This window comes from Saccharothrix sabaoui (assembly GCF_051756985.1).
GTDB lineage: Bacteria > Actinomycetota > Actinomycetes > Mycobacteriales > Pseudonocardiaceae > Actinosynnema.
Genome location: NZ_JBPKJK010000006.1, coordinates 93148 through 111618, shown reverse-complemented (window position 1 = coordinate 111618; position 18471 = coordinate 93148). Strand labels below are relative to the sequence as shown.

The following is an 18471-nucleotide window of genomic DNA, read 5'->3' as shown; positions in this document are numbered from 1 at the left end:
GGAGACCGGTGGCCGTCGCCGCGCCGACCTCCCGGGCGGCTCGTCCCCGGCAGGCGCGGCACGAGCCGAGCGCTACGAGCTGGCGGCCTTCTCGCCGTTGAACAGCCGTTCCCGGACCCGCTCCTCCTCGGTGACCTCGATCCGGCGCACCGCGTACCGGAGCATCGGCGGCGCCATCAACGAGGTGACCACGGCGACCAGCACCACGATCGTGTAGCCGGCGGTGGTCAGCACCCCCAGGCGCAGGCCCACCATCGCCACGACGACCTCGATGACGCCGCGCGCGTTCAGCCCGGCGCCGAGCGCCAACCCCTCCCAGTGGCTGAGCTTGCTCAGCCGCGCGCCCAGGTAGGCGCCGACGAACTTGCCCAGCACGGCGATGACCAGCACCACCAGGGCGGCCAGCAGCACCGGGGGCTTGGCCAGCTCCGTCAGGTCCATCCGCAGCCCGGCGGTGGCGAAGAAGATCGGGGCCAGCACGCCCATCACGAACGTGCGCAGCGGCGCGATCTTCTGCCGGTCCAGCAACCCGGAACTGCTGAGCAGCACGCCGCAGATGAACGTGCCCAGGATCGGCTCCAGGCCCAGGGCGTGGGTGCCGGCGGCGGAGGCGAAGAACAGCAGGGCGACCACGGCGACCGTGACCGCCGGGTCGGACGATTTGTTCGCCCAGGTCAGCCCCACCTTCACCACCGGCCGGCCGAGCACCAGGGCGACCACCAGCACGGCCGCCAGGCTGCCGATGGTCAACGCGACGTGACCCGCGCGCATCCCCGCGGTGGCCATGGCCGACACCACCGACAGCAGCGACCAGCCGACGACGTCGTCCACCGCGGCGGCGCTGACCGTGAGCTGCCCGATGTTGCGGTGCAGCAGCTTCATCTCCAGCAGCGTCTTGGCGATCACCGGGATGGCGCTGACGCACATCGCCACGCCCAGGAACAGCGCGAACACCAGCCGCTCGGTGTCGCCGGCCAGGAGGGACGCGGGCAGCACCATGCCCACCGCCACGCCCAGCGCCAACGGGATGAACAGCCCGCCGGCGCTCACCCAGGCCGCCGTGCGCCCCTTGCGGCGCACCAACCCCATGTCGACGTGCATGCCGGTGAACCCGACCAGCATCAGCACGCCGATCTGCCCGACCGCGTCCAGCAGGTGGATCTGCTCGGCGTCGGCCGGGAACAGCCAGTTCGACAGCGGCGGGATCGCGTGCGCGAGCAGCGAGGGACCGAGGAGGACGCCGGCCGCCAGCTCGCCCACCACGGCGGGCAGGTTGAACCGGGACGCGAGCTTGCCCAGCGCGAAGGCGACGCCCAGGAGCACCGTCAGCTGGAGCAGGAAGATGAGCATCGGGTGTGCCGCGATCGGTGTCGGCGGCACCGCCAGGACGGTCATGGTCGGACTACCTCCCCAGTAGGAGCGCGAGAACCCCGAGCTTTCGCCATCACGGGGAGGTGCCGATAGCGAAAATGTGACATCGCCTCGTCCTGCCGAAGCGGCCGGCCGGTGCGGCCTTGACGGCCCCGTCCGGAGCGTGGCCGTCCGGAGCGGGGCCGCCTACGTGGCCTGGCTCGGGCGGCGGTGCAGGAGGCCGAACCTGGCCCACATCGCCTCCGCCGCCTCGATCGACGCGGCGGTGCGCGCCGGGTCCACGGCGGCCAGCTGGGCGACCACGGCCTGCGCGACGGCCATGCCCGCGGTGAGGGAGGGGAAGAACGCGACGCCCTCGGCCGGGACCATCAGCATGGCCTCGGCGGCGGCGGCGAGGGCGGGGCTGGCCGCGTCGGTCACCGCGAACACCCGCGCGCCGCGCGAGCGGGCCTCGTTGGCGGCGAGGACCGTGCTCTCGTACAGCCGCCAGAAGCTGATCGCGACGAGCACGTCGTCGGGGCCGGTGGACGCGACCGCGTTGGCCAGGTCGGCGTCGTTCGCGGACACCGCCACCACGTCGTAGCCGGCCAGCCGCGCGTTGTGGGCGAAGGCGGTGCCCACCGCCGCGTAGCTGCCCGCCGCGATGACCACCGTGCGCCGGGCCGCCGCGACGGCGTGCGCGATCGTCACGACCACGCCCTCGTCGAGCCGCCGGTGCAGCAGCGCGAGGCCGTCGAGGTCGCGGCGCACCGACGCCGAGCCGGGTGAGCCGACGCCGTGGTGCTCGGCGGCCACCTGCGGCGCGCTCAGCGACGACAGGTAGCGGGCGCGCAGCTCCTGCTGGAGCGCGGGCCACCCGGCGAAGCCGAGGGCCTGGGCGGTCCGGGTCACCGTCGCCACGTTCACGCCCGCCAGCTGCGCCAGCTCGGCGGTCGACCCGAACGACGCGCGCCTGGGCTGCGAGAGCAGCACCTCCAGCAGCGCGGCGGCCTTGGGCCGGAGACCGCGCTCGGGCACGCGCCCCCGCAACCAGTCCTCGAAGCCGTCGGCAGCACGGTCCGTCATGTCGCCCCTCCCCGCACGGCGGACACGGTACGCGGTCGCCCCACGTCAAAGATGCAACGACTATTGCGCTTCGCTGAATATGCACTATACGTTGCCTGCCATCCACCCGCTGGTCACGACCCCGAAGGGCGCTCCATGACCTTGTTGGCTCGCTTGGACCGGCTCCCCCTGAGCCGTCCGCACTACGGCCTCCTGCTGATCGGCGGGCTCGGCTACACCTTCGACGGCATGGACTCGGCCGTCGTCGCGTTCCTGCTGCCCAGCGCGCAGCAGGTCTGGGGCCTGGACAACGGCCAGCTCGGCCTCATCGGGTCCGCGACCCCGTTCGGCTTCCTGTTCGGCGCGGCCGTCGCGGGCCTGCTCGGCGACCGCGTCGGCCGCAAGAAGGTCATGATGTACGCGCTGGCCTTCTACGCCGTGTTCTCGGTGGTCGCGGCCTTCTCGCCCAACTACGAGACGTTCCTGGTGGCCCGCGTGCTGGCCGGCGCCGGCGCGGGCGCGGAGAGCGCCATCATCGCGCCGTTCCTGTCCGAGTTCGTCCCCGCCAAGCGGCGCGGCTGGTTCGTCGGCGCGCTGGCCGGGTTCTTCTCGTTCGGCTTCGTGATGGCGGCGCTGATCGGCCGGTTCGTCGTGCCGGTCTCCGAGGACGGCTGGCGCATCGCGCAGCTGATCACCGCGCTGCCGATCGTGATGCTGCTGTGGTGGCGGCGCTCGCTGCCGGAGTCGCCGAGGTTCCTGCTCCAGCAGGGTCGCCACGCCGAGGCGGAGCGGGTCGTCGTCGACCTGGAGCGCCGGGTCCAGAAGGCCACCGGCGAGCCGCTGCCGCCCGTCCCCGAGACGACGGCGCGACCGGTCACCGGGACGCCGAAGGTCACGTTCGGGCGCGCGCTGAAGTTCATGTGGAGCCCCGCGATGGCCAGGCGCACCGCCGTGATCTGGCTGGTCTGGTTCGTCATCACGTTCTCGTACTACGGCTTCTTCTCCTGGATCCCCACCCTGCTGGTCCAGCAGGGCATCACGGTGACCAAGAGCTTCGAGTTCTCGATCATCATCTACCTGGCGCAGATCCCCGGCTACTTCTCCGCCGCCTGGCTGTCGGAGAGGCTGGACCGCAAGAACACCATCGCGATCTACCTGACGGGCTCGGCGATCAGCGCGTTCTGGCTGTCCCAGATGGGGACCCCGCTGACCATCACGGTCGCGGGCGCGGTGCTCTCGTTCTTCCTCAACGGCACCTACGCGGGCGTCTACTCCTACACGCCCGAGGTGTTCCCGACCTGGATCAGGGCCACCGGCACCGGCCTGTCCAGCGCGTTCGGCCGGGTGGGCAGCATCCTCGCGCCCACCATCATCGGCCTGACCGCGGCGAGCCTCGGGTTCGCGGGCGTGTTCGGCATGACCACGGCGGTGCTCGTCGTCGGCGTGGTGTGCGTGCTGGTGTTCGGCCTGTCCACGGCCGGGCGCTCCCTGGAGGACCTGACCGAGCGGGGCGACCCCGCCGAGACCGCGAAGGAGATGGCGAAGTGACCGACCTGGCCGTGCTGGAGGAGAGGGTGCGGGACAGCGTGGGCGTGCGGTTGTTCACCGTGCTGGCCTGGGTGCCCGAACGGCGGGCGCTGCGCCGCGTGCACAGCAGCCACCCCGACCGCTATCCCGTCGGCGGGGAGAAGACCGTCGAGGTCGCCGCCGCGTGGCTGGAGCGCTGCGTCGAGGGCGCGGAGCCGTTCCTCGGCCGCGACGCCGCCGCGGTGCGCGAGGTGTTCGCCGACCACGAGCTGATCGCGGACCTGGGCTGCGGCTCGATCGTCAACGTGCCGGTGGTCGACGAGCGGGACGGGCGGGTGCTCGGTGTGCTCAACATCCTCGACGCCGAGGGCGCCTACGACGACGGGTCGGTCGCCGCCGCGCGGGCCCTGGCGCCGCTCGCCGTGCCGGCGCTGCGCGAGGCCGTCGGGGGTGCCCGATGAGCCTGCTCGTGCGCGACGCGCTGGTCCTCGACCCGGCCACCGGCGAGTACGCCGAGGGCGACCTGCGCTGCGAGGACGGCCGGGTCGTCGAGGCGGGGCCGAACCTGACCGCGCCCGGTGCCCGGGTGCTCGACGCGGGCGGGGCGGTGGTCGTGCCCGGCCTGGTCGACGCGCACGTCCACGTCACCGCCTCCACCGCCGACCTCGGCGCCCTCACCTCGCTGTCGCCGTCCTACGTCGCGGCGCACAGCGCCCGCACCCTGTCTGCGATGCTCGACCGCGGGTTCACCACCGTCCGCGACGCCTCCGGGGCCGACTGGGGCCTGTCGCTGGCGCAGGCCGAGGGCGTCCTGCGCGGGCCGCGCCTGCTGTTCTGCGGCAAGGCGCTGAGCCAGACCGGCGGCCACGGCGACGTGCGCGGTCCCGGCACGGCCGTGCACGACTCGCACCAGTGCTGCGCCGGGCTCGGCCGCGTCGCCGACGGCGTCGACGCGGTGCGCACCGCCGCCCGCGACGAGCTGCGCAAGGGCGCGCACCACATCAAGGTGATGGCCGGCGGCGGCGTCAGCTCGCCGACCGACCGGATCGACTCGACCCAGTACTCCGTGGAGGAGCTGCGCGCGGCCGTGCAGGAGGCGGAGGCCGCCAACCGCTACGTCGCCGCGCACGCCTACACCGCCCGCGCGATCAACCGGGCGCTGGAGGTCGGCGTGCGGTCGGTCGAGCACGGCAACCTGCTCGACGACACCAGCGTCGAGCTGTTCCGCGCGCACGACGCGTTCCTCGTGCCGACCCTCGTCACCTACTGGGCGCTCAAGGAGGAGGGCCGGGAGTTCGGCCTGTCCGAGGCGAGCTGGCGCAAGGTCGACGAGGTCCTCACCGCCGGGCTGGAGGGCCTGGAGCGCGCGGCGCGCGGCGGCGTGAAGCTCGTCTACGGCAGCGACCTGCTCGGCGGGATGCAGCGGCACCAGGCCCACGAGTTCCGCCTGCGCCGCGAGGTGCAGGGCGCGCTCGACGTGCTCCGCTCGGCGACCGTCACCGCGGCCGACCTGCTCGGCCTGACCGGCGAGGTCGGCACCCTGGCGCCGGGCGCGCACGCCGACCTCCTCGTCCTCGACGGCGACCCACTGGAGGACATCGGCGTGCTGGCGAAGCCCGGCGGCGTCCGCCACGTCGTGCAGGCGGGGGTGGTGGTGTCCGGCTCAGGCGGCTGACGGCACCGCCAGGGCCGAGCGCAGCTCCGCGCACAGCTCGGCGAGGGCCTGGGGCGCGCTGCGGCAGGCGTTCGGGAAGCTCAGGTAGCCGTGGGGCATCCCGACGTAGGTCGTGGCGCGCACGGGCACGCCGGCCGACTCCAGGGCGGCGGCGTAGCGCAGGCCGTCGTCGCGGATCGGGTCGTGCTCGGCGACCTGCACCAGCGCCCGGGGCAGCCCGGAGTGGTCCGGCGCGTGCAGCGGCGAGACGTAGGGCTGCGCCGGGTCCGCCGAACCGAGGTAGTGGTCCCGGAAGGCGAAGACGTCGTCCCTGGTCAGGATCGGGGCGTGCGCGTTCTCGTCGATCGACGGGCTGGAGCCGGTCAGGTCGGTCGCCGGGTAGAGCAGCCCCTGGAAGGCCAGGGCGGGGCCGGAGCGGTCGCGGGCCATCAGGGCGACGACGGCGGCGAGGTTCCCGCCCGCGCTGTCGCCCACCACGGCCACCCGCGCCGGGTCCGCGCCGAACTCCCCGGCGCGGGCCACGACGTCGACCAGGGCCGCGTAGCAGTCCTCCGCCGCCGCGGGCCACGGGTGGGTGGGCGCCAGCCGGTAGTCGACCGACACGACGACCGCGCCCACGGCCGCCGCGACGCTGCTGCACAGCCAGTCCGCGGTCTCCAGCGCGCCGAAGACCCAGCCGCCGCCGTGGAAGTTCACCACCAGCGGCAACGGGTCCGCGGTGCGGCGGGCGGGCCGGTAGGAGCGGACGGCCACGGTGCCCGCCTCGCCGGCCGCCCGGCCGTCGGTGAGCACGACACCGGGCGCCACCGCGCCGAGGAGCAGGTCGGTCACCGGGTTGTGGGTCATCTTCCGGCCCTGGGCGCGGGTGATCCGCTCGACGCTCATGCCCGTGACGGACGTCCGCTTCAGGGCCCGCCCCAGCAGCCGCACCCGTAGATCCATCTTCGCCATGCGCCCACTCTCGCACCAGGTCCGGGAGGCCCGCGCGACGAGGTGGTCGGGCGATGAGGTGGTCAGGCGTCGTGCCGGCCCGGCGACACGATCCCGTGCTCGTAGGCGTACACGACGGCGTGGGTGCGGTCGCGCAGGCCGAGCTTGTTGAGCACCCGCGAGACGTGCGTCTTCACCGTGGTCTCCCCCAGGTGCAGCGACCGCGCGATCTCCGCGTTGCTCGCGCCGCGCGCCAGCTCCACCAGCACCTCGTACTCGCGGTCGGTCAGCTCGGCCGGCCGGTGGCCGGGACCGGGCGCGGCGGGCCCGGCGGGTTCGTTGAAGCGGGCGATGACGCGGCGGGTGACCTCGGGCGAGAGCAGGGCGTCGCCGCGCGCCACGATGCGCACCGACTCGACCAGGTCCTCCGGCGAGGCGTTCTTCAGCAGGAACCCGCTCGCCCCGGCGCGCAGCGCCTCGAACAGGTAGTCCTCCCGGTCGAACGTGGTCAGGATGACGACCTTGGCGGTGCTGTCGGAGGCGAGGATGCGCCGGGTCGCCTCCAGCCCGTCCACGCGCGGCATCTGCACGTCCATCAGCACCACGTCGGGGCGCAGCCGTTCGACCAGCTCCACGGCCTCGCCGCCGTCGCGGGCCTCGCCGACGACCTCGATGCCGTCCTCCGTGCCCAGGATGACCCGGAAGCCCGCGCGGACGAGGTCCTGGTCGTCGGCGAGGACGACGCGCAGCGGCGGGGTGGTCGGGTCGGCGGTCACGCGTGCTCCTCGGCGGGGACGGGGTCGGTGGGGACGGGGTCGGACGTGGGCAGGGTGGCGCGGACGAGGTACCCGGCGCCGCGGCGCGGCCCGGCTTCGAGCCGGCCCCCGTGCACGGCGACGCGCTCGCGCATCCCCAGCAGGCCGAACCCGCCGCTCGCGGGGCCGCCGCCGCGGCCGTCGTCGGCGACCTCCACCTCGACGGCGCGGTCCAGGTAGCGGACGCGGACGTCCACCTCGCGGGCGTGCGCGTGCTTGACCACGTTCGTCAGCGCCTCCTGCACCACCCGGTACGCCGAGAGCGCGACGGCGGCGGGCACCGGCCGCACCTCGCCGAACGTGCGGTGCTCGACCTCCAGCCCGGCGGCGCGGGCGTTGGCGACCAGCTCGGGCAGCCGGGTCAGATCCGGTGCGGCGCGCTCGCCCTCGGCGCCGTCGTCGGCACCGGCCCGCAGCACGCCCAGCAGGCCGCGCAGCTCGCCGATGGACCCGCGCGCGGTCTCCTCGACCTGCTTGAGGGCCTCCCGGGCGAGGTCGGGGTCCTTGTCGAGCACGCGGCGCGCCGCGGCGGCCTGGATGCCCATGACGGACACGTGGTGCGCCACCACGTCGTGCAGGTCGCGGGCGATGCGCACGCGTTCGGCGATCAGCGCGCCGCGCGTGTTCTGCTCCTGCGACAACCGCAGCTGCTCGGCGCGGTGCTCCAGCTCGGCCTGCCGGCGCGCGGACACCCACGCCAGGTCGCCCACGACGTAGGCGCCCACGAAGAACACCAGGTTGAACGCGAGGCCGTAGAGCACGGAGGCCAGCACCGGGTCCAGCGGACCGGCCGCGTCGGAGAACGGGCGGGGCGGTCCGATCAGGAACTCCACCAGCCAGAACCCGAGCCAGAGGAACATCACCACGACGACGCCCACGCGCGACCAGCGCGCCACCACCCGGTCGGGCACCCACGCGCCCGCCGTGCAGATCGCGAGGAACAGGGCGACGGACGGCACGATGTTGTCGGCGGTCTGCCTGGCCTGGGCGGCGATGAACAGCGCGCCGACAACCAGCAGCACGACCAGCGGGTAACGCCGGCGCACCACCAGCGGCGCGGTGACCGCCACCGTCCACAGCAGCTGCTCGCCGAGCGAGGGCGGCGACTCGAACGCGAACGCGCCCATGCTGCTGACCAGTACCGTCATGCCCAGTCCGCCGAGCACGACGCCCAGCCCGAGCCACACGTCACGCCGCTGCTCGGCGGGGCCGGGGCGCGGGCGGCGCCACTCGGACCACCGGGGCTCCCCGCCGGTCGCGGTTGCCATGCGCACAACCTAACAACCGGTGTCGCCCGGGGCGGCCGGCGGCCAGGGATGGCGGCGGCGGTGGCGGCCAGGGCGGGCGGTATCCAGGGCGGGCGGCGGCCAAGGCGGGCGGCGGTCGGGGGTGGCCAGGGGTGGCGGCAGCCGGGACAGGCGGCGGCTGGCGGTGGCGGCGGCTGGCGGTGGCCAGGATGACGGCGGCCAGGGGTGACGGCGGCCGGGGCAGGCGGCGGCGGGCGTGGGCGCGATGATGGTGGCGTGCGCAGGCGCGTGTTGCTCTGGTCGGCCGCGGTCGTCACCATCGTGGTCGTGGTCCTCGGTGGCGCGTTCGCGTTCCAGCGCAAGCTCGTGTTCCTGCCGTCCGGCGCGGCGGGCGGGCCGCCGACCGGCGCGCACGAGGTGGTGCTGACCACCGGTGACGGGCTGCGGTTGACGGCCTGGCACTTCCCCGTCGCGGACGCGCGGGCCGCCGTGCTGGTCGCGCCGGGCAACGCGGGCAACCGGTCGCTGCGGGTGCCGCTGGCGCGGGCGCTGACGGCGCGCGGCCTGTCCGTGCTGCTGCTGGAGTACCGGGGCTTCGGCGGCAACCCGGGGTCGCCGACCGAGGAGGGGCTGGCGCTGGACGTGCGGGCGGCGCGGGACTTCCTGGTGCGCTCGACCGGCGCGCCGCTGGTGTACTTCGGGGAGAGCCTGGGGTCGGCGGTGGTCGCGGAGCTGGCCGTCGAGCACCCGCCCGCCGGGGTGGTGCTGCGGTCGCCGTTCACGGACCTGGCGGCGGTGGGTCGGCGGCACTACCCGTTCCTGCCGGTGCGGTGGCTGCTGCTGGACGAGTTCCGCACGGTCGACCACGTGGCCCGCACGTCCGCCCCGGTCACCGTGCTCTGCGGGGACGCGGACTCCGTGGTGCCGCCGGAGCAGAGCCGCGCGGTGGCCGCGGCGGCGGGCGGGCGCGCGGTCGTGGTGCCGGGCGCGGACCACAACGACCGGGTGCTGCTGGACGGCCCCGAGGTCGTGCGGGCGGTGCTGGCCTTCACCGGGTGACGGCGCGGGTCAGCGCGGCCGGGGTCCCGGCGCCCAGGTCGTGGTGAACGCGCCCCACAGCAGGGGCGAGCACGTCGGGTCGCCGGTCTCCTCCCACCGGGTCGCCAGGTCGCGCTGCCACGCGTTGAGCGCGGCGGCCGGGGCGTCGGCGCGGTGGGCCAGGTCGACCGCCCGGATGGTCGGCGGCAGCACCGGCGTCGGCGGGAAGCCCGGCACGAGGCGGCGCAGCCCCTCGTCCGTGGGCAGCGTCCAGCGGGTCGCGGTGACGTGCTCGGCACCGCCGTGGACCATCGCCGTGACCAGCCCGGACGGTTCGGCGAAGCGCAGGTCGCCGCCGCTCTCGCAGGCGATCAGGGCCACCCGGTTGGGGATGCGCCACGGCCGGGGCGGGCCGGGGCGGTGGCCGAGGGCGACGTCCGCGGCGGTCAGCGGCCGGTGGTCGCCGAGGACCGCGGCGCGGCCGGTCGTCGCGGCGGTGCACGACAGGTGCAGGCGGGCGTCGAGGCCGTGGCCGCCGGTGGTGACGTGGCCGACGTAGGTGAAGCGGGCGGCGGTGGCGAGGGCGGCCTCCAACCGGTCGCGGTCCACCTCGACCTCGCGGGGCGCGCCGAGCACCGAGCCGAGGGCCGAGTCGTCGGGGAAGCCCGGCACCTTCGGGTCGACGACCTCCACCACCGCGCCCGCCGGGTCGAACGGGGACACCGCGCGGCCGGGGTCGTTGGCCACCGTCACCGGCGGCAGCACGGAGATGTCGAGGTCGTGCACGGCGCGGCGGCCCTCGTCCACGCGCAGCGCCTCCCACGGCACCAGGGCGGTGGACGGCGACGGGCGCACGCGCAGGTGCGGCCGGACGCCCCGCGCCAGCAGGGGGTTCAGCTCGTCGGCCAGCTGCCGGGGCACCAGCGCGGCGGCGAGCCGGGTGGTCAGGTCGGCCTCGCGGGCGCGGTCCGGCAGGTCGGCGAGGGCGCGGCGCAGCGCGTCGAGCGCGCTCTCCCCCGGCAGCGGCGACGGCACGGCCGCCGCCCACTCCGCCAGCACGCCGGCGACCCGTTCGCGCGGCAGGACCAGCACGCGGGGTTCGGCGGGCAGGTGCTCCCAGCGCCACGACAGGTACAGGTCGTCGGCGTCGACGTACTTGAGCTGCACGGTCACCACGACGCCACCGCCCGGTCCGCGCGCACCGGGAACCCGTACCGCTCGGCCGCCACGTCGATCCAGCGGTCGAGCGCGGACGGCGTCGCCGGGTCCACCCGCACCCTGGGCGGCAGCGCGAAGCCGAGGGGGGCGAACGCCGGGTCGTCGCCACCGGGGAACCCGGAGGCCGCGTACGGCAGGTGGTCCGCGACCGGCGGCGGCACGGGCAGCGAGACCAGCTCACCGCGCTCCACCGGCACGCCCGACGCGCCCAGCGACACCGACCCCGCCACGTGGTCGACGTACTCGGCGGCCAGCGCCACGTCCTCGACGGCCCGGATCGCCAGGAACGCCGACCTCGTCGCGGGCGCGGAGGCCAGCGCCGCCCACCGCTCGCGCAGCGGACCGTGCGGGAAGCGCTGCCGCACGGCCTCGGCGGCCAGGGCGGCGGGCAGCGCCAGGTCCAGCGCCCGTCCGGCCAGCGCCCGCCGCTCCTCCCCCGCCGCGGCCGCCGCGCGGCGCACCAGGGCGTCCGCGCGCCACCACGCCGCGCCGAGCGCCACGTGCCACAGCCCGGCCGACTCGCACACCGCGGCGGCCTCCGCGTAGCGGGACTCGGCCTCGGCGAACCGGCCCAGCGCCTCCAGCGCCGCGCCGCGCACCTGCTGGACGGCCACCACCTCCAGCGGCGTGGCGTCCGCGCCGAGCAGGTCGGCGGCGCGGTCGAGCAGCGCCAGCGCGTCGTGCGGCCGGCCGCGCAGCAGTGCCACCGCGCCCCGCCCATGCAAGCAGACCGCGCGCAGGCGGGGGCTGTCGGCCACCTGCTCGGCCTCGCCGTACAGGGCGTCCGCGCGGTCGGCGTCGGCGGACAGGTAGGCCACCCGCCCGGCGCTCACCAGCGCGGTCACCTCGCCGTCGAGGTCACCGCCGGCGGCGCACAGCTCGCGCGCCAGGGTCAGGTGCTCCAGCGCGCCGGCGAGGTCCCCCGTGCCGCTCGCGACCTCGGCCAGGGTGCGGTGCGTGAACGCGGCGAACAGCGGTGCCTGCGCGTACGCGAGGTCCAGGGCGCGCCGCCCCTCCGCCTCGGCCTCCGCGTACCACCCGCCGGTGGCCAGCACGAGGGCGCGCACGGCCCGGACGACCACCTCCTGGTGGCCCAGCTCCAGGGCCTCGTCCAGGTCGGCCAGCGCCTCCGCCGCCCTGGCCCGCCCGTGCAGCCACCGCGCCCGCGCCACGAGCGCCCCGACCAGGACGGACGACGTGCTGTAGGCGTCACCGACCAGCGCCGTCGCCGCCCGGCCCGCGTCCACCGCCGCGGTGGCCCAGCGGTGCGGGTCGGTCAGGTTCGCCAGGTTCCCGGCCACGCCCGCCCGGCACACCAGGGCTTCGGCGTCGTCGGACACCAGGGTCTCGCGGTAGGCGGCCTCGAAGACCCCGATCGCCCCGGCCACGTCGCCGGAGGCGGCGAGCACCGTGCCCCGGGCGTTCAGCTCGACGGCGCGCGCCCAGCGCTCGTCGGTCAGCCCCGCGCCGGGGGCGTCCGCCAGCCGCCGGTACTCCTCGGCCCGCGCGCCGTCACCGGCCTGCTCGGCGAGCAGCGCCAGGGTGGCGTACAGGTTCGCGACCAGGTGCGGCGCGTGCCGGGAGGCGAGCCGCACGGCCTCCTCCGCCTCCCGGAGCGCCTCGGTCGTCCGCCCGGCCGCGGCCAGCAGCACCACGCGGGTGTCGCGCAGCACGGCTTCCCCCTCGGGGTCGGCGGTCGCCAGCGCCCGTTCGACGTCCCGCCACGCCTCGTCCCACCGGTCCAGGGACCGCAGGACGTCGGCGCGCGCGGCGACCAGGTCGGCCCGCCCCGGTTCCCGCGCCAGGGCCTCGGTCAGCAGGTCGAGGGCGTGCCGCGGGTCGCCGAGCGCCTCCACGACGTGGGCGAGGTTGAGCAGCACGTCGGCGCGCCCGTCGGGCGGGACGGCGTCGAGGGCCGCGGCGAGCGCCGTGCGGGCACCTTCCAGGTCCCCCTGCGCCGCCAGCCCCACGCCGCGGTCGTTCAGGTCCTCCCAGGACGTCACCGGGCGGCCCGCTCGGTGAGCGTCGCGGTCGGCGAGCCGAGCCGGGAGCGGGCGTAGGCGAGGATCGCGGCCCGGCGCTCCCCGGCGTCGGGCGCGGGCGGCGCGGGTTGGGCGAAGTCCGGTGCGTAGACGGTCAGCACCCGCCGTTCGGGCGGCAGCAGCAGCGCGGTGGAGGGCACCGGCGAGGACCCCGTGACGCGGCCCAGGTCGTCGGTGGCGTCGAGCGGCACGTCGAACAGGTCGAACCGCGCCGCCAGCCTCGACCCGGGACCGCCGGTGGGGGCGGCGAGGACGCTGACGTCCAGGAAGGTGCCGCCCTGCCGCCGCACGACGGCCCACTCGGCGGGCGCGGCGGCGTCCACCGCCCCCGCCGGCACCAGCATCCAGTCCACTGCGGACAGTCCGGACAGGACCGTCACGCCGCCCCGGTAGCCGGTGCCGCCCGCCGCGAGCGCGTAGGACGAGCGGGTCGGCGCGGGTTCGGGCACGACGCCGAAGTCCTCGGCCAGCGCGGCGACCCGTGCCGCCAGCACCGGGTCGGGCACCTCCCCCACGACCTCCGCCACCGCCCGCGCCGTCGCGTCCGGGTCGTCCAGCAGGTGCTCGACGGCGGAGGTGGCGACGGCGCGCTCGGCGGCCAGCAGCACCGGGTCCAGCGGCGGCACCCCGGCCGGGAGCGACGCGGGCCACCACGCCCGCGCCCACTCCAGCTGGGCGAGGACCCGGCACGCGTCGCGGACCCGCCAGTCGCCGTCCGCCGGCACGTCCACCTCGTCCGCGCCGGCGAGCACCGCCCCGGCCGCGTCGCCGTAGACCTCCCACAGCCAGTCGGCGGCACGCCCCGGGTCGTCGACCCGCGCGGCGGGCGGCCCGTCCGCCAGCACGTCCCACGCCAGCAGCGCGCCGGCCGCCTCCACCAGCGCGGTGCGCTCGGGCAGCACCGGCCAGTCGCCGACCACCAGGACCCGCTCCCGCGTCACCCTCACGCCCCGGCCCCCCGCTCCAGGACCGACCTCAGCCGGTCGCGCTGGTCCAGCACCACCGACCGCAGCACGCCGTCGAGCACGTCCCACACCTCGTCGGCGGTCACCGGGTCGTGCCGCAGCTCGCGCCCGTGCACCCGCACCCACAGCCGCCGCAGGTACGCCTCGCGCACCGCGTGCACGTCGGCGCGCACCTCCGGCGGCACGTCCAGCGGCGCCCGCAGCGCCCGCCGCACGTACGCCTCCCGCTCCCAGCGCAGCCGCAGCCTGGCCGCCGCGCCGCCCGGTGGGCCCGTCGGGTCGCCCGCCAGGTCGGCCGACGCCTCCCGGCCCAGCACCATCGCCACCCGGCTCTCCTCGTCCGCGAGCTGCCACGCGCCCGCCGACCGGCCGATCTCCCGCCGCACGAGCGCGGGCACGTCGTCCAGCCCGGCCCGCGACGCGGCGTTCGTCAGCGGCAGGAACAGCCGTTCCACGATCGACCGGTCGAACGGCTTGGGCAGGGTCCTGGTGGACGCGCCGGCGCCCAGCTCCGGTCGCCGCGGCCGGTCGCGGTCGGTCAGGCCGTGCGCGAGCGCCACCCCCGGCCGCCCCAGGTCGGCCGCGCCCGCGGTGCCCGTCGCGTGCTCGACCAGGGCCCGGAACAGGGCGCGGTCCGGGGACGCGGCGCAGGTGGCGAGGAAGTCGGCGGTCGCCACCGGCAGCCGGGTGGGCCGCGGCGCGGTCATCGCCTCCCAGGTGGCGTGCAGCAGCCGGGTCAGCTCGCCCGCGTTGGCCGCGTCGGTGACGAAGTCGCGCAGGTCCGCGACGGTCGGCCCCTCCCGGTCGTGCGCCTCGGCCAGCGCGGCGCGGGCGTGCGCCGCCGCGTCCGGGCCCGGTTCGCCGTGCGCGGTGGCCAGCTCGAAGCAGCGCTGGAAGTACAGGTCCTGCGGGTTGCCCTCGGTGATGCGCAGCCGGCGGCGCTCCTTCTTCAGCACCAGGAACCAGCTCGCCGTCGCCGCCAGCACCGGCCCGGCCTCGGCGATGCGGGCGCGCAGGGCGTCGACGTGCTCCACGGCCACCGCGCCCGCCGCGAACCCCGGGTTCAGCACCGGTCTCAGCACCAGCGGGTCCAGCAGCAGCTTGACCGTGCGGGCCAGCGGCCGGCCGGCGGCCCCGCTCAACGGCGCGACCGCGTCACCCAGCTCCGCCCACGCCCGGGCGATCAGCAGGCCGCGCGGCAGCGTCGCCGTCACGGCGTTCGCGGTGGTCACGGCCACGAGCCTAGCCGTTCCTGTGATCGGTAGGAGCGGGTCGCGCCGGACGCTGGCACCACCACGGAGGAGGGAGCACCCGATGTACGGGATGCCGGAGCAGTACTCGCCGATCGCGCCCTACGAGACGCCGCACCGCCGCCGCGGCGGCCTCGTGCGGGTCGTGCGGTTCGTGCTGCCGTTGCCGCTGGTGCTGTTCGCGCTCGCGTTCTTCGGCGGGACCTACCTGCTGATGCCGGAACCGGACGCCGAGGTGCACCCCGGCGTGGCGTTCGCCCGGGTGGAGGGCCGCCCGGCGGTGCTGGTGCCCTACGACCTGCACGGTTCGCGCGGCATGTTCCAGCTGGTCGTGCGGGACATGTTCCAGGTGCGGCTGGCCGCCGTCGACACCGCGTCCGGCGAGCTGCTGTGGGACGCGCAGCTGTCCGACGAACTGGCGTGGGAGGCGTCCGTGCTGGCCGCCGGGGACCGCTACGCCTACCTGGCCACCACCTCCGGGCTGGTGGTCGTGTCGCTGGCGGACGGGTCCGTGGTGGCGGGGGCCGCCGAGGTGGTGGGCGACGCCCACCTGACCGCCCGCACGGCCTACGGCTACGACGCGGAGACCCGGCGCGTGATGGCCCTCGACGCGAACGGCGGCGTGCTCGCCGTGCCGCTGGACACCCTCGCGGCCGTGCCCGCCGAACCCGGGCCGTGGGCGGGCCGGCTGTCCCCGGACAGCGCCCCGCCGCCGCCACCGCCCACCGCCACCGCGGTGCGCCTCGGGCAGGAGGCGGTGGGGCTGCACGACCTGCCGGTGGGCGCCGCCCTGGTCCGCCTGCCCGGCGAGGTGCCGCTCGGCGGCACCGCGTTCCACGGCGCGGCGCTGGTGACCGAGGCCACCCCGGCCGGTCACGTCCTCGTGCAGCACCGGCCGTCGGTCAACGACGCGGGCACCGCGCTCAGCGCCGTCTCGCTGGCCACCGGCCTCGTCACCGGCACCGTCGGCACCGGTTCCCCGGTGGCCCGCGCCCTCACCGGACCGGACGGCGGCACCGCCGTGGTCACCGGCGACGAGGTGGTCCTCGCCCGCCCCGACGGCTCCCTGTCCGTGCTCGACGTCGGCTCGACCGACTTCTTCGGCAACCCCTCCTGAGAGGAACTCACGTGAAGGTCATCGCCTGGACCACCCTCCTCGTCTGCCTGGTGCTCACCGGCGCCTGGGTCGCCAACGGCCTGACCGGCGAGGACGAGTTCGCCTGGCTCAACGGCTGGATGGTCGGCCCGGCCCTGCTGGTGTCGGCCGTGCCCACGGTGTTCGCCGTCTCCCGGTCGGTCGGCGGCAGCCTGGCGGCCCTGCGCGGCGGCGTGCCCCGCGAGTTCCTCGGCGCGCCGATCGGGATCGGCACCGTGCTCGGCATCGCCCGCACCGGGATGAGCGTCAACGACCAGCCGCAGCTCGCCATCCGGCTCCAGGTCGACACCCCCGACGGCCGGTCGTTCCAGGCCACCGCGAAGCAGCTCGTCGACCTCACCGAGCTGGGCGCCGTGCAGCCGGGCGCGATCCTGCCGGTCCGCTACCTGCCCGACGGCCGCGCGGCGCTGGCCACCGACGCGCCGCAGCACGAGCTCCAGCGCGCCCTCGACCTGGTGCAGGTGGCGAAGGGGCACATCACCCCGCAGCAGCTGCGCATCGCCGAGCAGGGCCTGGACGCGCAGGCCGTCGTCCTGGCCATGACCCCGACCGGCGAGGTCCGCGACGGCCGGGTCGTGGTCCGGCTGGCGCTGCGCGTCACCCGCCGGGACGGGTCGGCGTTCGACCTGACGCAGGAGAAGAACCTGCCGCCCAGCGCCGTCCCGCAGCTCCAGGTGGGCATGATCGTGCGGGTGAAGTACCTGCCGCACGACGAGTCCGAGGTGGCGGTGCTGACGACGCTCGCGCCGTGACGGCGTGACCGGGGCGCGGGGCGGGCGGGGCCAGGGGGCTCGCCCGCCCCGCTCCCGTTCCGGCGGGGAGACCACTCGTCGCAGCTCCCGCACCGCTCGTCCCGCTGAACTTGACCGGTTAACAAGACCGCTGCCACGGTCGGCCCACCGCCGCCGACGACGACTGGCGAGGAGAGTTCCGTGGCAGGGCACAGAGGCACGTTGGCGGTGGTCGCCGCGCTCGTGGCGACCACCGCGCTGCAACCGGCGGCCGTCGCGCACGGCGGACCGCACTGGGTCGCCGGGTGGGCGGCGAGCCCGGTGGTGGGCTCGGAGATCCCCTGGAGCACGTGCCCCGCGGGGCGGGGGCTGGCCGACCAGACCGTGCGCAACGTCGTGTTCCTCAGCACCGGCGGCCGGTCGGTGCGGGTCCGCGTGACCAACGCGTTCGGCACCGCGCCGCTGCGGGTCGGGCGGGTGACGGTCGGCGTGCGGCAGGACGGCGACGCGGTCGTGCCGGGCACATTGCGGGGGCTGACGTTCCGGGGCTCGCGCGGCATCACTGTCCCGGCGGGGCGCGAGGTGTTCAGCGACCCGGTCGACCTGCGGGTCGAGGCGCTGTCGACGCTGCTGGTGAGCGCCTACCTGCCGGGGGCCACCGGGCCGCTGACCAACCACCCGTTCACCGCGCAGGGCAACTACCTGGCCGCGGGCGACCGCACGGGCGCGCTGTCCGGCGGGTTCACCGACACGCCGTGCTGGATGGTCGTGGACGGCGTGGACGTCGCGCCCGCCCGCCGGGTGACCGGGACGGTGGTGGCGTTCGGGGACTCGATCACCGACACCGCCAGCACCACCGGCGGCGCGAACCGGCGGTGGCCGGACTTCCTGGCCCGGCGGCTGGACGCCGTGCCCGGCCGGACGCTGTCCGTCGTCAACGCGGGCCTGGGCGGCAACCGGCTCATCGCCGACCGCGAGGGCGAGCCGTACTACGGGGTGGCGGGCGTGACGCGCGTGCGGCGCGACGTGCTCTCGCAGTCCGGCGTCGAGGCCGTGATCGTCCTGGAGGCGGTCAACGACATCGGCTACAGCGCGTCCGCCGAGGACCTGATCGCCGGGCACCGCAGCGTGATCGCCCAGGCGCGGGCGAGGGGCGTCGCGGTCTACGGCGGCACGATCCTGCCGTTCAAGGGCTCGTTCGTCTGGACCGAGGAGCGCGAGGCGACCTGGCGGGCGCTCAACGAGTGGATCAGGACGTCCGGCGAGTTCGACGGCGTGGTCGACTTCGCCGCCGCGACCCACGCGCCGGGCGACGACGCCACCCTCGACCCGGCCTACGACAGCGGCGACCACCTGCACCCGAACGACGCGGGCACCGAGGCGATGGCGAACGCGGTGGACCTGGCGATGCTCCTCGACCGGCGTTGACGCGGGCGGGTGGCCGGGACCCGGGCGGGCGGCC

Annotated in this window: 16 protein-coding genes; 7 read left to right on the top strand and 9 right to left on the bottom strand. The window is 76.1% G+C overall.

The window, feature by feature from the left end; translation table 11 throughout:
• Window positions 1-72: 72 nt before the first annotated feature.
• Together ACR807_RS03685 and ACR807_RS03680 are read right to left on the bottom strand one after the other, a co-directional pair.
• A complete protein-coding gene (locus tag ACR807_RS03685; RefSeq protein WP_438919753.1) occupies window positions 73-1395 on the bottom strand; it encodes a cation:proton antiporter in 1323 nt (440 codons plus the stop codon).
• Window positions 1396-1557: 162 nt separating this feature from the next.
• Window positions 1558-2436 carry a MurR/RpiR family transcriptional regulator gene (locus ACR807_RS03680; protein WP_438919752.1) on the bottom strand — a complete coding sequence of 293 codons (879 nt, stop codon included), beginning with the start codon at window positions 2434-2436 and terminating at the stop codon, window positions 1558-1560.
• 135 nt (window positions 2437-2571) lie between these two features.
• Between ACR807_RS03680 and ACR807_RS03675 the strand changes: the two genes are divergently transcribed.
• From ACR807_RS03675 to ACR807_RS03665, 3 genes are read left to right on the top strand one after another with little or no spacing between them, the layout of a single operon-like run.
• On the top strand, window positions 2572-3963 hold the full coding sequence (locus ACR807_RS03675) for an MFS transporter (protein WP_438919751.1): 1392 nt from the start codon (window positions 2572-2574) through the stop codon (window positions 3961-3963).
• On the top strand, window positions 3960-4403 hold the full coding sequence (locus ACR807_RS03670) for a GAF domain-containing protein (RefSeq protein WP_438919750.1): 444 nt from the start codon (window positions 3960-3962) through the stop codon (window positions 4401-4403). The genes ACR807_RS03675 and ACR807_RS03670 overlap by 4 nt, the downstream gene beginning before the upstream one ends.
• Complete coding sequence (locus ACR807_RS03665) at window positions 4400-5617, top strand: metal-dependent hydrolase family protein (RefSeq protein ID WP_438919749.1); 1218 nt, start codon at window positions 4400-4402, stop codon at window positions 5615-5617. The genes ACR807_RS03670 and ACR807_RS03665 overlap by 4 nt, the downstream gene beginning before the upstream one ends.
• On the opposite strand, the gene ACR807_RS03660 is transcribed toward ACR807_RS03665, so the two are convergent.
• From ACR807_RS03660 to ACR807_RS03650, 3 genes are all read right to left on the bottom strand, one after another.
• Complete coding sequence (locus tag ACR807_RS03660; protein ID WP_438919748.1) at window positions 5606-6568, bottom strand: alpha/beta hydrolase; 963 nt, start codon at window positions 6566-6568, stop codon at window positions 5606-5608. The genes ACR807_RS03665 and ACR807_RS03660 overlap by 12 nt on opposite strands.
• A gap of 62 nt (window positions 6569-6630) precedes the next feature.
• Window positions 6631-7323 (bottom strand): response regulator, encoded by a 693-nt coding sequence (locus ACR807_RS03655; protein WP_438919747.1) that lies wholly within the window; start codon window positions 7321-7323, stop codon window positions 6631-6633.
• A complete protein-coding gene (locus tag ACR807_RS03650; RefSeq protein WP_438919746.1) occupies window positions 7320-8630 on the bottom strand; it encodes a sensor histidine kinase in 1311 nt (436 codons plus the stop codon). The genes ACR807_RS03655 and ACR807_RS03650 overlap by 4 nt, the downstream gene beginning before the upstream one ends.
• 255 nt (window positions 8631-8885) lie before the next feature.
• Between ACR807_RS03650 and ACR807_RS03645 the strand changes: the two genes are divergently transcribed.
• Entirely contained in the window at window positions 8886-9668 is a 783-nt protein-coding gene (locus tag ACR807_RS03645) for an alpha/beta hydrolase (protein WP_438919745.1), read from the top strand.
• A gap of 9 nt (window positions 9669-9677) precedes the next feature.
• Here ACR807_RS03645 and ACR807_RS03640 read toward each other — a convergent pair whose 3' ends face one another.
• Genes ACR807_RS03640 through ACR807_RS03625 form a run of 4 tightly spaced genes read right to left on the bottom strand, consistent with a single transcriptional unit; the run spans window position 9678 to window position 15104 of the window.
• Window positions 9678-10823, bottom strand: coding sequence for a CHAT domain-containing protein (locus ACR807_RS03640; protein ID WP_438919744.1), 1146 nt, complete (start codon window positions 10821-10823; stop codon window positions 9678-9680).
• A complete protein-coding gene (locus ACR807_RS03635) occupies window positions 10817-12868 on the bottom strand; it encodes a hypothetical protein (RefSeq protein WP_438919743.1) in 2052 nt (683 codons plus the stop codon). Before ACR807_RS03635 ends, ACR807_RS03640 begins: the two co-directional genes overlap by 7 nt.
• Window positions 12865-13854: a hypothetical protein gene (locus ACR807_RS03630; protein WP_438919742.1), complete on the bottom strand. Its 990-nt coding sequence runs from the start codon at window positions 13852-13854 to the stop codon at window positions 12865-12867. Before ACR807_RS03630 ends, ACR807_RS03635 begins: the two co-directional genes overlap by 4 nt.
• Window positions 13851-15104 carry a hypothetical protein gene (locus ACR807_RS03625; RefSeq protein WP_438919741.1) on the bottom strand — a complete coding sequence of 418 codons (1254 nt, stop codon included), beginning with the start codon at window positions 15102-15104 and terminating at the stop codon, window positions 13851-13853. The genes ACR807_RS03630 and ACR807_RS03625 overlap by 4 nt, the downstream gene beginning before the upstream one ends.
• A gap of 82 nt (window positions 15105-15186) precedes the next feature.
• Between ACR807_RS03625 and ACR807_RS03620 the strand changes: the two genes are divergently transcribed.
• The 3 genes from ACR807_RS03620 (at window position 15187) to ACR807_RS03610 (ending at window position 18437) form a co-directional block, all read left to right on the top strand.
• A complete protein-coding gene (locus ACR807_RS03620; protein ID WP_438919740.1) occupies window positions 15187-16239 on the top strand; it encodes a PA2928 family protein in 1053 nt (350 codons plus the stop codon).
• A gap of 11 nt (window positions 16240-16250) precedes the next feature.
• Window positions 16251-17030, top strand: coding sequence for a hypothetical protein (locus tag ACR807_RS03615; protein WP_438919739.1), 780 nt, complete (start codon window positions 16251-16253; stop codon window positions 17028-17030).
• A gap of 180 nt (window positions 17031-17210) precedes the next feature.
• Window positions 17211-18437, top strand: a complete 1227-nt coding sequence (locus tag ACR807_RS03610; protein ID WP_438919738.1) for an SGNH/GDSL hydrolase family protein — start codon at window positions 17211-17213, stop codon at window positions 18435-18437.
• The last annotated feature ends 34 nt before the right edge of the window (window positions 18438-18471 follow it).

Bases quoted from the DNA above. Each gene is read 5' to 3' on its own strand.
- ACR807_RS03675 (WP_438919751.1), top strand. From the start codon at position 2,572: ATGACCTTGTTGGCTCGCTTGGACCGGCTCCCCCTGAGCCGTCCGCAC.
- ACR807_RS03650 (WP_438919746.1), bottom strand. From the start codon at position 8,630: ATGGCAACCGCGACCGGCGGGGAGCCCCGGTGGTCCGAGTGGCGCCGC.
- ACR807_RS03665 (WP_438919749.1), top strand. From the start codon at position 4,400: ATGAGCCTGCTCGTGCGCGACGCGCTGGTCCTCGACCCGGCCACCGGC.
- ACR807_RS03680 (WP_438919752.1), bottom strand. From the start codon at position 2,436: ATGACGGACCGTGCTGCCGACGGCTTCGAGGACTGGTTGCGGGGGCGC.
- ACR807_RS03660 (WP_438919748.1), bottom strand. From the start codon at position 6,568: ATGGCGAAGATGGATCTACGGGTGCGGCTGCTGGGGCGGGCCCTGAAG.
- ACR807_RS03685 (WP_438919753.1), bottom strand. From the start codon at position 1,395: ATGACCGTCCTGGCGGTGCCGCCGACACCGATCGCGGCACACCCGATG.
- ACR807_RS03620 (WP_438919740.1), top strand. From the start codon at position 15,187: ATGTACGGGATGCCGGAGCAGTACTCGCCGATCGCGCCCTACGAGACG.